Annotated in this window: 15 protein-coding genes; 8 read left to right on the top strand and 7 right to left on the bottom strand. The window is 74.0% G+C overall.

Going from position 1 to position 16,491, the window contains the following annotated elements; genetic code table 11:
- The first annotated feature begins 63 nt into the window (after positions 1-63).
- Positions 64-855 (top strand): RNA polymerase sigma factor, encoded by a 792-nt coding sequence (locus ACFTXQ_RS11790; protein ID WP_382638798.1) that lies wholly within the window; start codon positions 64-66, stop codon positions 853-855.
- A gap of 76 nt (positions 856-931) precedes the next feature.
- Here ACFTXQ_RS11790 and ACFTXQ_RS11785 read toward each other — a convergent pair whose 3' ends face one another.
- On the bottom strand, positions 932-2,191 hold the full coding sequence (locus tag ACFTXQ_RS11785; protein WP_382638795.1) for a PucR family transcriptional regulator: 1,260 nt from the start codon (positions 2,189-2,191) through the stop codon (positions 932-934).
- Between the two features lie 454 nt (positions 2,192-2,645).
- Here ACFTXQ_RS11785 and ACFTXQ_RS11780 point away from each other — a divergent pair, with 454 nt between their 5' ends.
- From ACFTXQ_RS11780 to ACFTXQ_RS11760, 5 genes are all read left to right on the top strand, one after another.
- Positions 2,646-3,500, top strand: a complete 855-nt coding sequence (locus tag ACFTXQ_RS11780) for a hypothetical protein (RefSeq protein WP_382638792.1) — start codon at positions 2,646-2,648, stop codon at positions 3,498-3,500.
- A complete protein-coding gene (locus tag ACFTXQ_RS11775) occupies positions 3,497-4,945 on the top strand; it encodes an NADH-ubiquinone oxidoreductase-F iron-sulfur binding region domain-containing protein (protein WP_382638789.1) in 1,449 nt (482 codons plus the stop codon). The genes ACFTXQ_RS11780 and ACFTXQ_RS11775 overlap by 4 nt, the downstream gene beginning before the upstream one ends.
- A gap of 148 nt (positions 4,946-5,093) precedes the next feature.
- Positions 5,094-6,092, top strand: a complete 999-nt coding sequence (locus tag ACFTXQ_RS11770) for an SCO0930 family lipoprotein (protein ID WP_382638786.1) — start codon at positions 5,094-5,096, stop codon at positions 6,090-6,092.
- Between the two features lie 96 nt (positions 6,093-6,188).
- Positions 6,189-6,626: a hypothetical protein gene (locus ACFTXQ_RS11765; protein ID WP_382638783.1), complete on the top strand. Its 438-nt coding sequence runs from the start codon at positions 6,189-6,191 to the stop codon at positions 6,624-6,626.
- Positions 6,627-6,762: 136 nt separating this feature from the next.
- Positions 6,763-8,349, top strand: a complete 1,587-nt coding sequence (locus ACFTXQ_RS11760) for an alpha/beta hydrolase (RefSeq protein ID WP_382638780.1) — start codon at positions 6,763-6,765, stop codon at positions 8,347-8,349.
- A 44-nt stretch (positions 8,350-8,393) separates the two neighbouring features.
- On the opposite strand, the gene ACFTXQ_RS11755 is transcribed toward ACFTXQ_RS11760, so the two are convergent.
- From ACFTXQ_RS11755 to ACFTXQ_RS11740, 4 genes are all read right to left on the bottom strand, one after another.
- Positions 8,394-9,017, bottom strand: coding sequence for a DUF4865 family protein (locus tag ACFTXQ_RS11755; RefSeq protein ID WP_382638777.1), 624 nt, complete (start codon positions 9,015-9,017; stop codon positions 8,394-8,396).
- A gap of 25 nt (positions 9,018-9,042) precedes the next feature.
- Entirely contained in the window at positions 9,043-9,615 is a 573-nt protein-coding gene (locus tag ACFTXQ_RS11750; RefSeq protein WP_382638774.1) for a TetR/AcrR family transcriptional regulator, read from the bottom strand.
- A 34-nt stretch (positions 9,616-9,649) separates the two neighbouring features.
- Positions 9,650-10,939, bottom strand: a complete 1,290-nt coding sequence (locus tag ACFTXQ_RS11745) for an MFS transporter (protein WP_382638901.1) — start codon at positions 10,937-10,939, stop codon at positions 9,650-9,652.
- Between the two features lie 139 nt (positions 10,940-11,078).
- A complete protein-coding gene (locus ACFTXQ_RS11740) occupies positions 11,079-11,687 on the bottom strand; it encodes a hypothetical protein (RefSeq protein WP_382638771.1) in 609 nt (202 codons plus the stop codon).
- 136 nt (positions 11,688-11,823) lie between these two features.
- Between ACFTXQ_RS11740 and ACFTXQ_RS11735 the strand changes: the two genes are divergently transcribed.
- Both ACFTXQ_RS11735 and ACFTXQ_RS11730 read left to right on the top strand, forming a co-directional pair.
- Positions 11,824-12,501, top strand: a complete 678-nt coding sequence (locus ACFTXQ_RS11735) for a response regulator transcription factor (protein ID WP_382638769.1) — start codon at positions 11,824-11,826, stop codon at positions 12,499-12,501.
- 49 nt (positions 12,502-12,550) lie between these two features.
- Positions 12,551-13,936, top strand: coding sequence for an ATP-binding protein (locus tag ACFTXQ_RS11730; RefSeq protein ID WP_382638898.1), 1,386 nt, complete (start codon positions 12,551-12,553; stop codon positions 13,934-13,936).
- A gap of 2 nt (positions 13,937-13,938) precedes the next feature.
- Here the strand turns inward: ACFTXQ_RS11730 and ACFTXQ_RS11725 are convergent, their stop codons facing one another.
- Together ACFTXQ_RS11725 and ACFTXQ_RS11720 are read right to left on the bottom strand one after the other, a co-directional pair.
- Positions 13,939-14,352, bottom strand: coding sequence for a PaaI family thioesterase (locus ACFTXQ_RS11725; RefSeq protein ID WP_382638766.1), 414 nt, complete (start codon positions 14,350-14,352; stop codon positions 13,939-13,941).
- Between the two features lie 55 nt (positions 14,353-14,407).
- Positions 14,408-16,432 (bottom strand): FAD-dependent oxidoreductase, encoded by a 2,025-nt coding sequence (locus ACFTXQ_RS11720; RefSeq protein ID WP_382638764.1) that lies wholly within the window; start codon positions 16,430-16,432, stop codon positions 14,408-14,410.
- Positions 16,433-16,491 lie beyond the last annotated feature (59 nt).

Genomic DNA, 16,491 nt, shown 5'->3' with positions numbered 1-16,491 from the left:
GCCCGGAGCCGACTCCGGGCCAACACCGCACACCTGTGCCCGAACGACCCTGCGAGGTGGACCGTGTCCGGCTCTCGTACATCCGCAGACTCCGACGGGGAACTCACCCGGCGGCTCAGGAGGGGATTCGGCGCGGGCGCCACGGACCCGGCCGTGTGCGACCTGCTCTACCGGCGGCACCGGCGGGCGGCCCTCGCCTACGCGCGCACCTGCTGCCGTACCCCGCAGGACGCGGAGGACCTCGTATCGGAGGCCTTCCTGCGGACCCTGCAGGCCGTCCGCGCCGGCGCCGGGCCGCGGGGGCCCTGGCGGGCGTACCTGCTGGCCGTCGTGCGCCACACCGCCATGCAGTGGCGGGACGGGGAGGTCAGGACCCTCCTGACAGCGGACTTCGACACCTGGTGCCAGCAGGCGGCCGCCGGCAGCGACCCGCAGTACCGGCTGCTCGCGGGCGAGGACCGCAGGCTCGTCGTCCGCTCCTTCCGCTCGCTGCCGGCGCGCTGGCAGGCGGTCCTGTGGCACACCCTCGTCGAGGAGGCCCCGCCGCACGAGGTCGCCGCGCTCCTGGGGATCAGCCCCAGCGCCGTGACCTCGCTGGCGTTCCGGGCGCGCGAGGGGCTGCGCGAGGCGTACCTCCGGGCCCATCTGGACACCGCGGCGGACCCCCGGTGCTGCCACTACAGCGGCATGCTCGGGTCGGCGGTGCGGCGCGCCGCCCGTACGCGTCCGCCCCGCGGGCTGGCCGTGCACCTGGCGGCGTGCCCGGCCTGCGCACGGGCGTACGCGGAGCTGACCGACCTCAACTCCACGCTGCGCGGGACGGTTGCGGAACCCGGCCGCGCTGCCGCCGCCTGAGCCCCGCCCCGTGAGCGGCACCGGCCCGGCTCCCCGTGCTGACGGGGTGCCGGGCCGGCTGCCGTGCGGCGGTGGCTCACAGGCCGTTGACGCGTGCCATCCGCCCGACGACCAGGGGGGTGAAGTCCGCGGTGACCACGCGGGCCGTCCTGCGGCTCACCCGCGAGTGCTGCCGCCGTACCTGGGCCATCAGCCGGCGGCTGCGCAGGGCCATCTCCAGCTCGAACCGGGTGCGGGGATCCCTCAGCCCGGGACCGAAGAGCTTCTCCAGCTGCCGCATCCGGTAGCGGACCGTCTGCGGGTGCACGCTCAGCGCCTTGGCCGCCTCGGGTGCGCCGCCGCCCTCCAGCCAGGCCAGCAGGGTCACCTCCAGCCGCTCGCTCTGGCGCGGGGTCAGGTCCGCCAGCGGCCGCAGCCACCGGGCGGCGAGCGCGTGGGCCAGCGGTTCGTCCTGGAGCAGCAGCAGCGTCGAGAGGTGGTCGTCGACGAAGACGGACCGGGCGTCCGGTCCGCCGGCGCGCGCGGGGGTCAGCGCGAGCAGGCGCAGCGCCCAGCGCAGGGAGGACGCGGTGTCCCTCAGCGGGACCGCGTGGCCGACCGCTGCGAACCGGCCGCGCAGCGGGAGTTCGAGCGGCGCCCGGCCGTCGGGATCCGGGCTCGGGACCAGCAGGCACGGCCGGCCGGCGAACACGCCGGCGAGGGCGTCGTCCAGTACGGTCGCCAGCTGCTGCGTCTCGCCCGGCGTGCCCGGCGCGATGGCCCGTACGGCTGCCGGAAGGGGCCAGCCGGCCGCCTCGGCCAGCTCGGCCAGGGAGCTTTCCGAGGGGGCCCGGTCGTCGGTGAGGGCCTTGAAGAGCTCCTGGCGGGCCCGGCTCCCGTGCTCCGCGGCTTCGGGCACGGGCACGGCTTCGGCCACGGCCGGGGTCATGCTCTCGATGCCGGCCTCGCTCTCGCTCTCGCTCTCCGGTTCGGTGAGCGGTGGCAGTGGCTTCACCGCCTGCGGCCGGAAGCGCCCTTGCGGGCCGCGCGGGGCCGGCAGCGCCTGCAGCCGCTGCGGCCGGTGTTGCTCCTGCTCCGTGCCCGAGGGGCCGTCGCACACGTCCCGTTCGGGCGGGGCGTCGCGGTAGCCGAGAGCGGTGAGGAGGGCCTCCTCCACCCGCTGTCTGAGCAGTTCGTCATCGATGGCATCGTTGTCATCGATAAGCGCGGAAAATTCCGGAATTCCATGCAGAAGCTCCTCCACTATCTCGGCGGCCAGCGCGGGGAGTTCCCTTCGCAGGACACGGGTCCACTCTCCGCGTGGGCGGGACCAGATGCGGTTCAGAAGTTCGCACATCGTTTTCCTCGTTCGTGCCGGGGTGAGGCCTGCCCGGTGCGGGTGCGACAGGCCTGCCGAGATCGCATCTCCACCAACTGCCCTGTTGGACAAGAGAGTTGCGAACCTCGTACTACCTCCTGGAGGGGACCGGCCCCCTGCGGTCCCGCGGTTTTGCCTGGTTTTTGCCGTCGGGGACGCGTAGGCCGCGGGCAGCGCCGTGGCCTGTCGCAACCTCCACTGGAGGGGAATCTTCCGGGGTTGTTCGATGCGCTGTGGACGCGGTGCGAGAAATTATCACGTTTCGATAAATCCTGTGGAGGAGCCGTGAGGCTCCACGATGCTGCTGCACTCCGGCCCCAAGCACCTCGGCCGGCGCAGGAATTTCACAGCGCTGCCGGGCACGACCGTCAATGACCCCCGGGTGCCGAGTGCCCGCTGGAGTGCTCGGCACCCAGGCGCACAGGAGATCTGGATGCCCCTGCCCCAGCTGCACATACCGCGCTCGCACCGGGCCCGCCGCCGCAGTCTTCCCGCGCCCGCGGCTCCGGTCGCCGCCGCGGCCCTCGCCTCCGTGATCGTCGCGGCCCGCGCGGGCGCCCTGTCCCACCTCTGGGACTTCCTCGACTTCGGGGCGGGCGTGCTCTCGCTCGTCTCGCTCACCGCAACCGTCCTGTGGGGGCTGGTGGCCACCGACCGGGTGCTGCTCGGCCCGGGCCACCGACTGCTCGCCCAGGGCGTGCACCGGGGCCTGGCCGTGGCGGGCCTCGGCTTCCTGGCCCTGCACATCTGGGTCAAGGTCGCCGAGCAGCGGACGACCGCGGCCGCCGCCCTCCTGCCGTTCACCGACGACGGGCAGCCCGTCCTCATCGGACTGGGGACGCTGGCCGGGTACCTCTTCGTGTCCGTGGCGGTGTCCGGCGCGGTGCGCAGCGTGTTCGCCACCAAGAGCCGCTCGCTGTGGTGGCGGGCCCTGCACATCGGCGCCTACCCGGCATGGGGGGCGTCGCTGGTACACGGGCTCAAGTCCGGCCGCGCGGGCGGCCCCTGGGTGATGACCGCCTACGCACTGTGCCTGATCGGCGTGGCCGCCGTCCTCGCACTGCGCCTCAGGTCCCGGATGCGCGGCGCCCGTTCGCGCCCCGCCCCCGCCCCGCCGACACGGCCCCGGCCGCGCCCCCGCCCGCGACCGGGTGCGGGGACCGGCCCGCGCAGGGCCGTGGCCGTGGGGTCGGTGCCGCCGCCCCGGCCGGAACACCCGCCCTACGCCGCTGCGTACGCACCGGGCGGCTCCGACGGGCAGCCCACGACCCGAGAGCGGTGGATGTGACGGGCGAACCGCGCCCCGGCCTCGGCTGCGTGGGCGCCCCCAGACTGCTGGCCGGGCTCGACCGGGCCCCGCGCCTCGACCGCTCCGCCCACCTGGCCGTCCACGGCACGCTGCCCCGGTACCGTCCCGACGAACTCGTCGGCCTCGCGGACGACATCGACCTGCGGGGCCGCGGCGGGGCCGGCTTCCCCTTCGCGCGCAAGCTCCGCGCCGTCATCCGCTCCGCCCGGGGGCGGGACGCCCCCACCGCAGTCGTCGTCAACGGCAGTGAGGGCGAGCCCAGTTGCCTCAAGGACACCGCGCTGCTGCTGCACGTCCCGCACCTGGTGCTCGACGGGGCCCTGCTGGCGGCGGCCGCGCTCTCCGCGGAGGAGGTGGTGGTGGCCGTGACCCGGGCGGACGTGGAGCAGTCGGTGCGGGACGCCGTCGCCGAGCGGGGGCCGGCCGGCCGCCGGGTGCGCGTGACGCGGCTGCCCGAGCGGTTCGTGACCGGGGAGGGCACCGCCCTCGTCGGCGGGCTGAACGGCGGGGCGGCGCTGCCGTCCGGGCAGAAGGTGCGGACCAGCGAGCGGGGCCTGGGCGGTGTGCCGACGCTGCTGTCGAACACCGAGACCTACGCCCAACTCGCCGTCGCCGCACGGCTCGGAGCTCCGGAGTACCGGGCGACCGGTCTGCCGGCCGAGCCCGGCACCGTGCTGCTGACCGTCGCCGGGTCCACGGTGGTCGAGACGCCGACCGGGGCCTCGCTGGCGTACGTCCTGGAGCTGTGCGGGACCGATCCCGGCCAGGGGGTGCTGGTCGGCGGCTACCACGGCCGGTGGCTGGACGCGGGGTCGGCTCGCTACGCGCAGGTGTCCCGGCAGTCCCTGGCGTCCCTCGGCGCGGTGCTGGGGGCGGGGGCGGTGCTGCCGCTGCCCGAGGACACCTGCCCGGCGGGCGAAGTGGCGCGGGTGACCCGGTGGATGGCGAAGGAGTCGGCGGGCCAGTGCGGGCCCTGCGTACGGGGGTTGCCCGGGCTGGCCGACGTACTGGACGAAGCCGTCAGGGGCGGCGGACGGGCGGCCCTGGAGGCGGTGGAGGCACGCATGGGCGCGGTCCGGGGGCGGGGTGCGTGCAGCCATCCGGACGGCACCTCCCACTTCGTGGCGTCGGCGCTGTCCGCCTTCCCCGACGAGTTCCACGACCACGCCCTCGGCAGCGGGTGCGGCCGGCGCGTCCTGGGGGCGCTGCCGCTGCCCGAGGACGAGAGTCCGGAGCGGCTGGTCGTCGACTGGACGCTGTGCAAGGGGCACGGGCTGTGCGTGGACATCCTCCCCGATGTCGTACGGCTCGACGCGGACGGATATCCGGCACAGGCCTCCATGCCGGTGCCGGGGCGGCTGCGGCCGAAGGCGCTGCGCGCGATCCGGCGCTGCCCGGCCCTCGCCCTGCGGATTCAGGAATGAGCCGGGCCCGTGCACGTCCGCGGACCGCCGCCGAGTTCAATCTTGGCGCGATCTGACAAATTCCGAGTGATATGAACTTCCGCTCTCCTGGGGCCCGTATGAATGAGCACGGGAACGACATCACGGGACCGAATCCGAAGGAGACATCATGAAGAGAATGCATCGTGGAATGTGCGCCGGGTCCGCGGTCGCGGCACTGCTCCTGACGGCCGGATGCGGTCTCGGCGGCGAATCCCCGGGAAAGAGCAATGCGGTGCAGCCGGTGAGCGACAGCAAGAAACTGGGCTCGGGATACGGGTCGGGGTACGGATCGGGTTCCGATACGGGCTACGGAAGCGATCCGGGCACGGCCACGGTGGGCGAAGCCGGGAAGAACGGCCTAGCCGGGCAGCTGAAGGTGGCGGAACTCCCGGGCGTGGGCGGGGCGGTCACCGACGGGGCGGGCCTGACCCTCTACCGGTTCGACAAGGACACGGCGAAGCCCCCGAAGTCCAACTGCGAGGGGGACTGCGCCCAGGCCTGGCCCGTCGTGGCGGCGGACGATGCCACGGCGGGCGAGGGGATCGACGCGGGCCTGCTCGGTTCGGTCGCGCGGGCGGACGGCACCCGGCAGCTGACCATCGCGGGGTGGCCCGTCTACCGCTACGCGAAGGACACGAAGGCGGGTGACGCGCTGGGCGAGGGCGTCGGCGGCACGTGGCATGTGGTGGGCGCCGACGGGAAGCCGGCCGCCGCGGCCAAGAAGGCGGACCAGGAACCGGGGAAGGCGGAAAAGGCGGAAAAGGGAATCGAACTGTCCGTCCGGCAGAATGCGCAGCTCGGCGGAATTCTCGCGGACGCCGAAGGACGTACGCTCTACCGGTTCGACAAGGACAGCGCCTGGCCGATGAAATTCGGCTGCCTCGACGCCTGCCTGGACACGTGGAAGCCGGCGCAGCCCGTGGACCGGGCGAAGGTGTCGGGAATCGCCGCCGAACTGGTCGGCTCGGTGAAGCGCCCCGACGGCTCCGAGCAATTGACGATCGACTGCTGGCCGGTCTACACCTTCACCGGCGACAAGGAGCCCGGCGACATCAACGGGCAGAACAAACAGGGCCTCTGGTTCGCCGTCACCGACAAGGGCAAGAAGGCGAAGGCGGCCGGCTAGCGCCGACGGGCCCTTCGGGGGCCCATCCAGACCCGTGGTGCCCGGCTCTCCCCACCGGGCACCACGGCCACATCCCGATCAGCCAGTGAGGACACCATGCCCCGGTCCCCCGTCCGCTCCGTCCGCCGGATCCTGACCATCGTCGCCGTGTGCGCCACCGCGCTGCCCGTCGCCGGTTGCGCCGGGCATCCGGCCGCCGCCCCGCCGCCCTCGGCCTCCGCCTCGATCGAGGAGATCGCGGCCGCCGTCGGCTGCACCGCGGAAGTGAGCGTCCAGGCCGACGAGTTGCGCCAGGGCGGTTGCTCGACCGCGCAGGGCGCCTTCCGCATGCTCACCTTCGCGGGCGCGGAGGGTCAGCGCTCCTGGCTCGCCGAGGCCCGTACGTACGGCGGCAGTTACCTGGTCGGCGACCGCTGGGTCGTCACCGCCCAGCCCCCCGAGGCCCTCACCGCCCTGCACGCCCGCCTCGGCGGTTCCCTCGAATCCCCCTCGGGACACTCCGGCCACGGGGCCGCCCATCCGGCCGGTGGATGACCTTCGGCGTGTCGGCCAGTTGTCCGGATACCTCCTCATTCGCGAGACGCACAAGGCCCGACCTTCGGGATGATTCGCCCCGGCTCCGCGTGCAACAAGGTGAGCGGGTCAGCGATTTCACCGAAAGGAACGCCTCGTGCGCCTGAAACGCCCCGCACCGCTGCTCGCCGCCGCCGGACTCATCGCCACCACCCTGCCCCTGCTGAGCGCGACCCAGGCCTCCGCCGCTCCGGCGGCCGATTACCTGCGGCAGAAGCCCGCCTGGCACCGCTGCAGCCCCGAGCAGCCGGCCTCGTACGAGTGCGCCACGCTGAAGGTCCCGCTGGACTACCGGCGTCCGGAGGGGCAGAAGATCGACCTCGCCATATCCCGGATGAAGAGCGAGAACCCCGCCAAACGCCACGGCGCCATGCTGCTCAACCCCGGCGGCCCGGGCGGCTCCGGGCTCGACCTGCCGCTGATGGCGAACGAGGCGATGCCGAAGGACGTACGCGACCAGTACGACCTCATCGGCTTCGACCCGCGCGGGGTCGGCGCCAGCAGCCCGATCACCTGCGGGCTGACCGACGCCGAGCAGGGCATCGACCGGCCCTACCGGCCGGAGAGCTTCCCCTCCGACGTGGCGTGGGCCCGTACCGTCGCCGACAAGTGCCGCAAGAAGGCCGGCGCGGTGCTCCCGCACATCACCACCCGCAACACGGCCCGCGACATGGACACCGTCCGTACGGTGCTGGGCGAGCGCAAGCTCTCCTACCTGGGCTACTCGTACGGCACCTACCTGGGCGCGGTGTACTCGCAGATGTTCCCGGAGCGGACCGACCGCTTCGTGCTCGACAGCGGCGTCGACCCGCAGCGGATCTGGCGCGGCATGCTCCAGGTCTGGGCCACGGAGGCCGAGCCGGCCTACGCGCGGTGGACGCAGTGGGCAGCGGAGCGGTCGGGCGAGTACGGGCTGGGCGACACCCCGAAGGCGGTGTCCGACACGTTCTGGGGACTGGTGGCGCGGGCCGACCGGGACCCGATCGACTTCGACGGCCAGAAGGTGACGGGCGACAACATCCGTGCCGCGCGGGCGGTGTTCTTCTACCCGGCGCAGGCCACTCCCCTGGTGGCGGCCCTCAAGGCGGCGGCCGAGGGCAAGCCGCTGCCGGCCGGCCCGGCGGTGGCGGAGGCGAAGCGGCTGCTCGGGGGCGCCCCGGCCGCCGAGCCGGCCTCGGACAACGGGACGGCCGTGTTCTGGGCGGTGGTGTGCGGGGACACGGGCACCTGGCCGCGCTACACCGAGCAGTACGAGCGGGACGCGGCGAAGGACAAGGTCAAGTACCCCCTGTACGGGGACTTCGCGTCCAACATCAAGCCGTGCGCCTTCTGGCAGCGGCCGGTCGAGGCGGCCACGCCGATGAGGACCCGGGCGAACGTGCTGACCGTGCAGAACGAGTGGGACTCGCAGACCCCGCTGACCAGCGGTCAGGGCCTGCACCGGGCGCTCAAGGGCTCGCGGATGGTGCTGGCGGCGGGCGGTGAGGGCCACGGCGTGTACCTCGCCGACCCGAACTCCTGCGCCAACGCGGTGGTGAACACCTACCTGACGACGGGCCGGCTGCCCGCCGAGGACGTGACCTGCCAGAACCAGGCGGGCGGCACGGAGCGGCGCGAGTCGCTGACGCCGTCTCCGTCGACGCCGCGCCCGCTGCCGTTCCCGGCGGGCCCGAACCGCTTCTGACCGCTGCGTTCCGAACACCTGGCGGGCCTGCCGCCACCCGGCCTCTACGGGGCTACGGCGGGGAGGCCGTTCGGCAGGTCCGCCAGGCCGGGCGCGGACAGGTGGAGCACCTGGTACCGCTCGGTGGCGTCCTCGTCCTTCGGGACGGCGTCCGCCCACACGACGAACCTCAGCAGTTGCCAGTCGCGCGGGTCGACGGCGAGCACGGCGGTGTGGACACCCGCCCGCCGTGCGAGCGTCGCCAGTTCCTGGGTCTCGCGCTCGATCAGCCCGGCCAGCCCCAGGCCGTCGGGATCCGGGCCGGGGCCGCCCGGCAGCACGGTCAGGCGGCGCGTCGCGGCCGCCGGGGCGGCGGTGCGGGCGGGCCCGGCCAGCGCGGCCAGCCCGGTCCAGTGCCGGACGGGCGGCCGGCCGAAGTCGCGGATGATGCCCTGGAATCCGGCGCCGCCGACCAGGAACCGGCCCATGGCGCCGATGTCGTTCCAGAGGTAGAAGGGCGCGTACTGGTTCACGGGCGAGCCGTCGACGCCGCGTTCACGGATCAGGTACGCCTTCAGCCCCAGCCCGGCGCGGTCGTCGAGGAGGTGGCCGTTGTCGGCGACGCGCCGGCGGATGATCCGCATGTCGTGGCCGGCGGGGAGGGTGATCTCGTACTGACTGGCGTACACGGGGGTGGATTCGCCTTCCGGTGGGTCACGGTCGGGACGTGGTGTGGGCGGCGAGCAGCCCGAGAAGGCCGGCGACGGCCTGGTCGAAGACCTCCGGGGAACCGGCGGCCCGGGCCAGCACGTAGCCGCCCTGGAGCACCGCGACGATGGCGGCGGCGGTGGCGTCCGGGTCGAGCCCTGCGGCCAGTTCGCCGCGCTCGTGCCCCTCGGCCAGTACTCCGGCGAGGCGGCCGCGGAGCCAGGTGAACGTTTCCTCGACCGGGCGGCGCAGGGCCGGATCGGCCATGACGTCGGGGTCCTGGGTGAGCCGGCCGACGGGGCAGCCCTTGAGGACCTCGCGTTCGCGCCGCAGGTAGGCACTGATCCGCTCGGGCGCCGTACCGGGCGCGGCGAACTGCGCCTCGGCCGCGGCGCGCAGCTCCGCGGCCGTACGTTCGATCGCGGCGAGGGCCAACTCCGGCTTGCCGGCGAAGTGGTGGTACATGCTGCCCTGACCGACCCCGGCCCGCTGCTGGATGGCCTTGGGGCTCGTGGCGACGTAGCCGCGCTCCCACAGCAGTGCGCGCGTGCTCTCGATGAGGCGTTCGGACGTGCTCATGCAGGCAGTGTACATACCAGTAGGTACAGACGCTCTACTGCCTCTTCGCCGCTGCCTTGACGCGGCGGCGCAGGTGCCGGCGGCCGCCGCGGACGCGGGAGGTGTCGGCCCGGCTGCCGCGCAGGGGCGTGAGCAGTCCGGCGCCGAGGATCAGCAGGCAGAACGCCCCGCAGGCCAGGCTGACGGCCGGGACCCCGTGGCGTGCGGCGAGGAGCGTGAGCACGGCCGCGCCCACCGGGCCCGAGGCGTTGTGCACCGTCCAGAAGGCGGAGGTGACCCGGCCCAGGAGGTGGTCGGGGGTCACCTCCTGCCGCAGGGTCATGGAGCTGACCCCGCCCAGGGTGATGCCGAACATGAACACGGCGGCCAGCACGGCGATCAGCGGCACGCTGCGGCTGACGCCGGTCACCGCGATCCCGGCGCCGATCATCGCGACCGCGGCCAGCCAGCACGTCCCGAAGCCGAGGATCCGCCGGAGCGCGCCGGCGGTGGCGGCCGCGGCGACGGCGCCGATCCCGCTCACGGCGATGACGTAGCCGAGGGTGGCGGAGTCCCGGCCGAGGTCGTGGCGGATCCGGTAGATCAGCAGGTCGGTCGCGCCCATGGTGACGAAGGTCAGCAGGGTGAGCAGGACCGTCAGCGGCCGCAGCAGCGGATGGCCCCACAGGAAGCGGAAGCCGACGACGAACACCTCCCGCAACACCCCCCTCCGGGCGGAGCCCGGCACCGGCCCGGCCCGGTCGGCAGGGCCACCGGCGGGCCGGGAGAACCGCACCCACACCAGGCTGACGGCCGAGACCAGGAAGGTCGCCCCGTCCACGGCCAGTGCCCGGTCCGGGCCCACCGCGGCCGCGAGGAGCCCGGCGGCCACCGGGCCCAGCAGGGTCCCGAAGGCGAAGGTGCCCATCAGCCGCGCATTGGCGGCGGTGAGGTCCTCGGTGCGCACCAGATTGGGCACGGCCGTCACGTAGGCCACGTCGAACAGCGTCTTCAGGACGGCGGTCAGCGCGGTGAGCACGTACAGCAGCCAGATCCGGGGACCGCCGGCCCACCAGAGCAGCGGCACCGCGCCCAGCAGCACCGCCCGGGCGAGATCGCAGACGATCATGAGCCGGCGGCGGTCCACCCGGTCCACCGCGTAGCCCGCGAACATCCCGGTGCCGATGCCGGTGGCCCCGGAGACCACGGTGAGGACGCCCATCTGCACGACGGACCCGGTGGCCTCCAGGACCAGCAGCGGGAGCGCGAGCAGCGAGACGGAGCCGCCGAGGACGGACAGCGTCTGGCCGAGCCAGAAGACGTTGAAGTCCCTGTTCCGCCGCAGCGGGCTCCGTTCCGCGCCGGGCGCGGGTTTCGATGCGATGGTCCGGCTTCCTCTCCCGGTGCGGACGGGGCGTCGACACCGGGACGTTAGGCGACGGGATCCCGTCCTGTCACCCGCGTTTCAGAGGCGGCTGCGGGTGCTAACGGCGGGCGCCGGCAAGGGTGTTGCCGGTAATGGTGCCGTCCGAGCCGGAGAGCGTGACCGCGTGGCGGACTCCGTCCGGCCCGATCACCACGGCCCGCCAGGCGCTGCCGCCGCCCTCCTGGGCGACCGCCCGGATGCTCTCGACCTTGCCGCCTTCCACCGCCGCGGCCGCCTTCTCGGCCGCCTGGCCGATGGCCAGCGACGGCAGGGGCGCGGGCGCCGGCTTCGCCGGGCCGCCGGGGGCGCCCGCGCCGCCGCGCGGCTTCGGGGCCGCGCCCCGCGCCTCCTTCCAGGCCTTCAGGTCCTTCACGGCCTCGTGGTCGCCGAACTTCCGGGCACCGTGCGCGCCGGCGCCCCCGGGACCCCGCTTCCCGCCCTCGGCCCGGGCGGCGTGAGCGGCCCCGGGCACTCTCGCGTCGTGGCGCCCGTCCACGGCCACCGCGACCGCCACCGCCCCGCCGCCGACGATCACCACGGCCGCGCCCGCCGCCGCCCAGCGGGCGCCCTTGCTCCGGGGTACCAGGCGCCCCACGTTCACGCGCGTGCGCGGGCCGGCCTCCGGAGCGTTCTCGGGCTGCTCGGACGGCGGGAAAGAATCAGACATACCGGGACTCCTCAGACGCAACCAGGCACGTCACCCGGCTCGTTGCAGAGCATGCCGAGCGGATGCTGAAGCCCACCTGAAGCCACCTGAAGACCCCTTCAGCCGGGCGCGGGCCGGGCCTGAGACCCTGGTCGCCATGCGCGTACTGGTGGTGGAGGACGAACGGCGGCTGGCCGTGGCCCTGCAGCGGGGGCTCCAATCGGAGGGGTTCTCGGTGGACGTGGCCCACGACGGGCAGCAGGGGCTGTGGATGGCCACCGAGCACGACTACGACCTGATCGTGCTCGACATCATGCTGCCCGGCCTGAACGGCTACCGGGTCTGCGCACGGCTGCGCGCCGCCGGCAACGACTCGGGGATCCTGATGCTCACGGCGAAGGACGGCGAGTACGACGAGGCCGAGGCGCTGGACACCGGCGCCGACGACTTCCTCTCCAAGCCCTTCTCCTACCTCGTCCTGGTCGCCCGGCTGCGCGCGCTGGCCCGGCGTACGGGCCGCCGCGGCCCGCAGACCATGCGGTTCGGAGACCTGGTGCTGGACCCCGCCCGGCACGCGTGCTCCCGGGGCGAGACCGACATACGGCTGACGGCCCGCGAGTTCGCGGTCCTGGAGTACCTGGCCCGGCGGCCCGGGGAGGTCGTGCCCAAACGGGAGATCCTGGAGCAGGTGTGGGACATCGCCTTCGCCGGCGATCCCAACGTGGTCGAGGTCCACATCAGCGCCGTGCGCCGCAAGATCGACGCGCCGTTCGGCCGCGCGGCCCTGGAGACCGTGCGCGGCGCCGGGTACCGGCTGGCGGTCGACGGTGGCTGATCCCGTGAACCGGTTCCGACGCCTGCGCCGCCTCCTGCGCCGGTCGCCGCTGCGCCGCGTGTGGCCCGTGACCGTCCGCGCCCGGGCCACCGTGGGCGCCGTCGTGGTGGTCGCGGCGGCCCTGGCGCTGGCCTCCTTCGCGCTCCTCGGGCTGCTGGAGGCCAACCTCCTGCGCAACGCCGAGCGCGACGCCCTGCGGCAGGCCGACACGCTCGCCCGGCTCGCGGCCTCCGGAGACCTCGACACCGTGCGGGCGCCCCTGCACGGCGTGGAGTTCGTCCAGGTGGTCAACGCCCGCGGCCGGGTGCTGCGCTCCTCCCCGAACCTGGCCGGAGAGCTCTCGCTCGCCCCCGTGAAACCCCTGCGCCCCGGTACGGTCTTCCACACCTGGCGGCTGCGCCCGCTCGGCGGCGAGCACCGCCAGCGGGTCGTCCAGGTCACCACGGAGACCCCGCAGGGCATGGTCACCGTCTTCGTGGGGACCTCGCTGCGCGATGTGGACGCGGCCGACGACACCACGGCCGCGGCCCTCGCCGTCGGCGGCCCGCTTCTCCTCGCCACCGTGGCACTCGTCACCTGGCGGGTCACCGGCCGGGCGCTCGGCCCGGTCGAGGCGATCCGCGCCGAGGTGGCCGAGATCACCGAACGGGACCTCCACCGGCGGGTTCCGGTACCGCCCACGCGGGACGAGGTCGCCCGTCTGGCGCAGACGATGAACACCACCCTGGACCGGCTGGAGTCCGCCGGGAACCGCCAGCGCCGGTTCATCGCCGACGCCTCCCACGAACTGCGCAGCCCCATCACGGTGCTGCGCACCCAGCTGGAGGTGGCCCTGGCCGTCCGGGACCCGGAACTGTGGCCGGAGCTGATCGGCGGCGCGCTCCAGGACATCGAGCGGCTCCAGCAGCTCTCCTCCGACCTCCTGCTGCTCGCCCGCATCGACGCCGCCCAGCCGGTGGCGGCGGTCCGGCTCGACCTGGGCGCGGTGGTCCGCGACACCGTGGAGGCACGCCTCGGGGACCGCGTTCCCGTACGCACCGAGCTGGAAGGGGGCATCGAGGTGGAGGGCAGCGAACTGTGGCTGGCGCGGGTGGTCACCAACCTCCTCGACAACGCCCAGCGGTTCGCCGCCGGGCGGGTGGAGGTCGTCCTGCGCGCGAGCGGCACCCCGGACGCGCGGACCGCCGTGCTGGAGGTGGCCGACGACGGCCCCGGCATCCCGGCCGGCGACCGGGAGCGGGTCTTCGAGCGCTTCACCCGGCTCGACGACGCCCGCAGCCGCGACCACGGCGGGGCCGGCCTGGGCCTGGCCATCGCCAGGGACCTGACCGCCCACCACGGTGGCACCCTCACCGCCGAGGACTCCCCGCGCGGGGCCCGGCTGGTGGTGCGGCTGCCGGCCGCGCGCCGGCCGGCGCGGTCGGCGCCGGGCTGAGCTCAGCCGAGCAGGGCGTACACGGTGGAGGCCGTCGCGGACGGCTCGTCGGCGCCCTCGGGGGTCATCGTGATGTCGGCGAAGGCCATCCGCTTGCCGAGCTTGGTGATCCGTACGTGGATCAGCACGTCCGCGCCGACCACCGGCCGCTGGAAGCTCGTCGACTGCTGGACGGTGGTCATCGGGCCGTAGGCGCCGCGCGCGGCGGAGATCGCGATGACGGTGGCGGTGTCGGCGGCCGCCATCAGGGCCTGGCCGGAGAGGCCGCCGCCGTCCCGGGCCAGGGTGTCCGACCAGGGCAGGCGCAGGACGGCGTGCCGGTCGCCGGTCTCCTGGACGGACAGGCCGAGGTCGAGCACCCAGGGGGCGAAGTTGTCGGCGAGGATCTTGTCTGCTTCTGCGGATGAGAACGTCACCGGGCGATTGTGGCGGCCCGGCAGGGCCGCCACAATCCCCTTCGGCTCACGGGTGTCAGAGGCCGGCCGCCAGCTCGGTTCCCTGGCGGATGGCCCGCTTGGCGTCGAGCTCGGCGGCGACGTCGGCGCCGCCGATCAGGTGGGCCTCGATGCCCGCCGCGCGCAGCGCCTCGTACAGGTCGCGGCGCGGCTCCTGGCCGGTGCACAGGACCACCGTGTCGGCCGGTACGAGGCGCTGCTCGTCGCCGACGGTGATGTGCAGGCCCTCGTCGTCGATGCGGTCGTACGAGGCGCCCGCGACGGAGACGACCCCGCGGTGCTTGAGCTCGGCGCGGTGGATCCAGCCGGTGGTGGTGCCGAGGCCCGCGCCGACCTTGGTGGCCTTGCGCTGGAGCAGGTGGACCTGGCGCGGCGGCGCGGGGCGCTCGGGCCGGGCGAGCCCGCCGGGGCCGGTGTACTCGGTGTCCACGCCCCAGTGGCGGAAGTAGGCGGCCGGGTCCTGGGAGGCGCCCTCGCCGCTGTCGGTGAGGTACTCGGCGACGTCGAAGCCGATGCCGCCGGCGCCGACGACGGCGACGCGCTCGCCGACGGGGGCGCCGTCGCGCAGCACGTCGAGGTAGCTGACGACGTTGGGGTGGTCCACGCCCTCGATGTCGGGGGTGCGGGGCGTGACTCCGGTGGCGACGACGACCTCGTCGTAGCCGCGCAGGGTCTCCACGTCGGCGCGGGTGTCGAGGCGGACCTCCACCCCGCTCTCCACGAGCTGGTTCCCGAAGTAGCGGATGGTCTCCTCGAACTCCTCCTTGCCCGGGATGCGGCGGGCGATGTCGAGCTGGCCGCCGATGTGGCCGGAGGCCTCGAAGAGGGTGACGGCGTGGCCGCGGCCGGCGGCGGAGACGGCGCAGGCCAGGCCGGCCGGGCCGGCGCCGACGACGGCGACGCGCTTCTTCAACCGGGTGGGGGCCAGGACGAGTTCGGTCTCGTGGCAGGCGCGCGGGTTGACCAGGCAGCTGGTGATCCTGCCGCTGAAGGTGTGGTCGAGGCAGGCCTGGTTGCAGCCGATGCAGGTGTTGATGGTCTCGGAGCGGCCGGCGGCGGCCTTGGCGACGAAGTCGGCGTCGGCGAGGAAGGGGCGGGCCAGCGAGACCAGGTCGGCGCGGCCGTCGGCGAGCAGTTCCTCGGCGATCTCCGGGGTGTTGATGCGGTTGCTGGTGACGAGGGGGATGCTCACGGCGCCCATCAGCCGCTTGGTGACCCAGGTGTAGGCGCCGCGCGGGACGGAGGTGGCGATGGTGGGGATGCGGGCCTCGTGCCAGCCGATGCCGGTGTTGATGATGGTCGCGCCGGCCGCCTCGATCTCCTTGGCGAGGTGGACGACCTCGTCGAGGGTGGAGCCGCCGGGGATCAGGTCGAGCATGGAGAGGCGGTAGACGAGGATGAAGTCCTCGCCGACGGCCGCGCGGGTGCGGCGGACGATCTCCAGGGGGAAGCGGACGCGGTTCTCGTACGCGCCGCCCCACCGGTCGGTGCGCTTGTTGGTGGCGGCGGCGATGAACTCGTTGATCAGGTAGCCCTCGGAGCCCATGATCTCGACGCCGTCGTAGCCGGCCGACTTGGCGAGGCGGGCGGCCCGCACGAAGTCCTCGACGGTGCGCTCGACCTCGATGTCGGTGAGCTCGTTCGGGACGAAGGGGCTGATGGGGGCCTGGAGGGCGCTGGGGGCGACCAGGTCCTTGTGGTAGGCGTAGCGGCCGAAGTGGAGGATCTGCATCGCGATCTTCCCGCCCTCGGCGTGCACCGCGTCGGTGATCACCCGGTGCTCGGCGGCCTCCTCCTCGGTGGTGAGGCGGGAGCCGCCCTCGAAGGGGCGTCCGGCGTCGTTGGGGGCGATGCCGCCGGTGACGATGAGCCCGGCGCCGCCGCGGGCGCGCTCGGCGTAGAAGGCGGCGAGGCGCTCGAAGCCGCCCTCGTGCTCTTCGAGGCCGGTGTGCATCGAGCCCATGATCACGCGGTTCGGCAGCGTGGTGAAACCGAGGTCCAGGGGGCTCAGCAGGTGCGGGTACCGGCTCTGGGCAGTCATGGGGGCGCCTCCTCGCGCGGGGGTGATGGACCTGTTCTAGCGAGCGCAGCCCGGTTATG

Origin of the sequence: Streptomyces sp. NPDC057010, from assembly GCF_042673805.1 — a bacterium.
Classification (GTDB): Bacteria; Actinomycetota; Actinomycetes; order Streptomycetales; family Streptomycetaceae; genus Streptomyces.
The sequence above is the reverse complement of the archived record's forward strand: the minus strand, read 5'-3'. Positions and strand labels throughout refer to the sequence as shown.

What these genes read in the sequence shown, in the direction of transcription:
- ACFTXQ_RS11750 (WP_382638774.1), bottom strand. Translation starts at nt 9,615, where the DNA reads ATGAGCACGTCCGAACGCCTCATCGAGAGCACGCGCGCACTGCTGTGG.
- ACFTXQ_RS11735 (WP_382638769.1), top strand. Translation starts at nt 11,824, where the DNA reads ATGCGCGTACTGGTGGTGGAGGACGAACGGCGGCTGGCCGTGGCCCTG.
- ACFTXQ_RS11765 (WP_382638783.1), top strand. Translation starts at nt 6,189, where the DNA reads ATGCCCCGGTCCCCCGTCCGCTCCGTCCGCCGGATCCTGACCATCGTC.
- ACFTXQ_RS11770 (WP_382638786.1), top strand. Translation starts at nt 5,094, where the DNA reads ATGAAGAGAATGCATCGTGGAATGTGCGCCGGGTCCGCGGTCGCGGCA.
- ACFTXQ_RS11780 (WP_382638792.1), top strand. Translation starts at nt 2,646, where the DNA reads ATGCCCCTGCCCCAGCTGCACATACCGCGCTCGCACCGGGCCCGCCGC.
- ACFTXQ_RS11720 (WP_382638764.1), bottom strand. Translation starts at nt 16,432, where the DNA reads ATGACTGCCCAGAGCCGGTACCCGCACCTGCTGAGCCCCCTGGACCTC.
- ACFTXQ_RS11785 (WP_382638795.1), bottom strand. Translation starts at nt 2,191, where the DNA reads ATGTGCGAACTTCTGAACCGCATCTGGTCCCGCCCACGCGGAGAGTGG.
- ACFTXQ_RS11740 (WP_382638771.1), bottom strand. Translation starts at nt 11,687, where the DNA reads ATGTCTGATTCTTTCCCGCCGTCCGAGCAGCCCGAGAACGCTCCGGAG.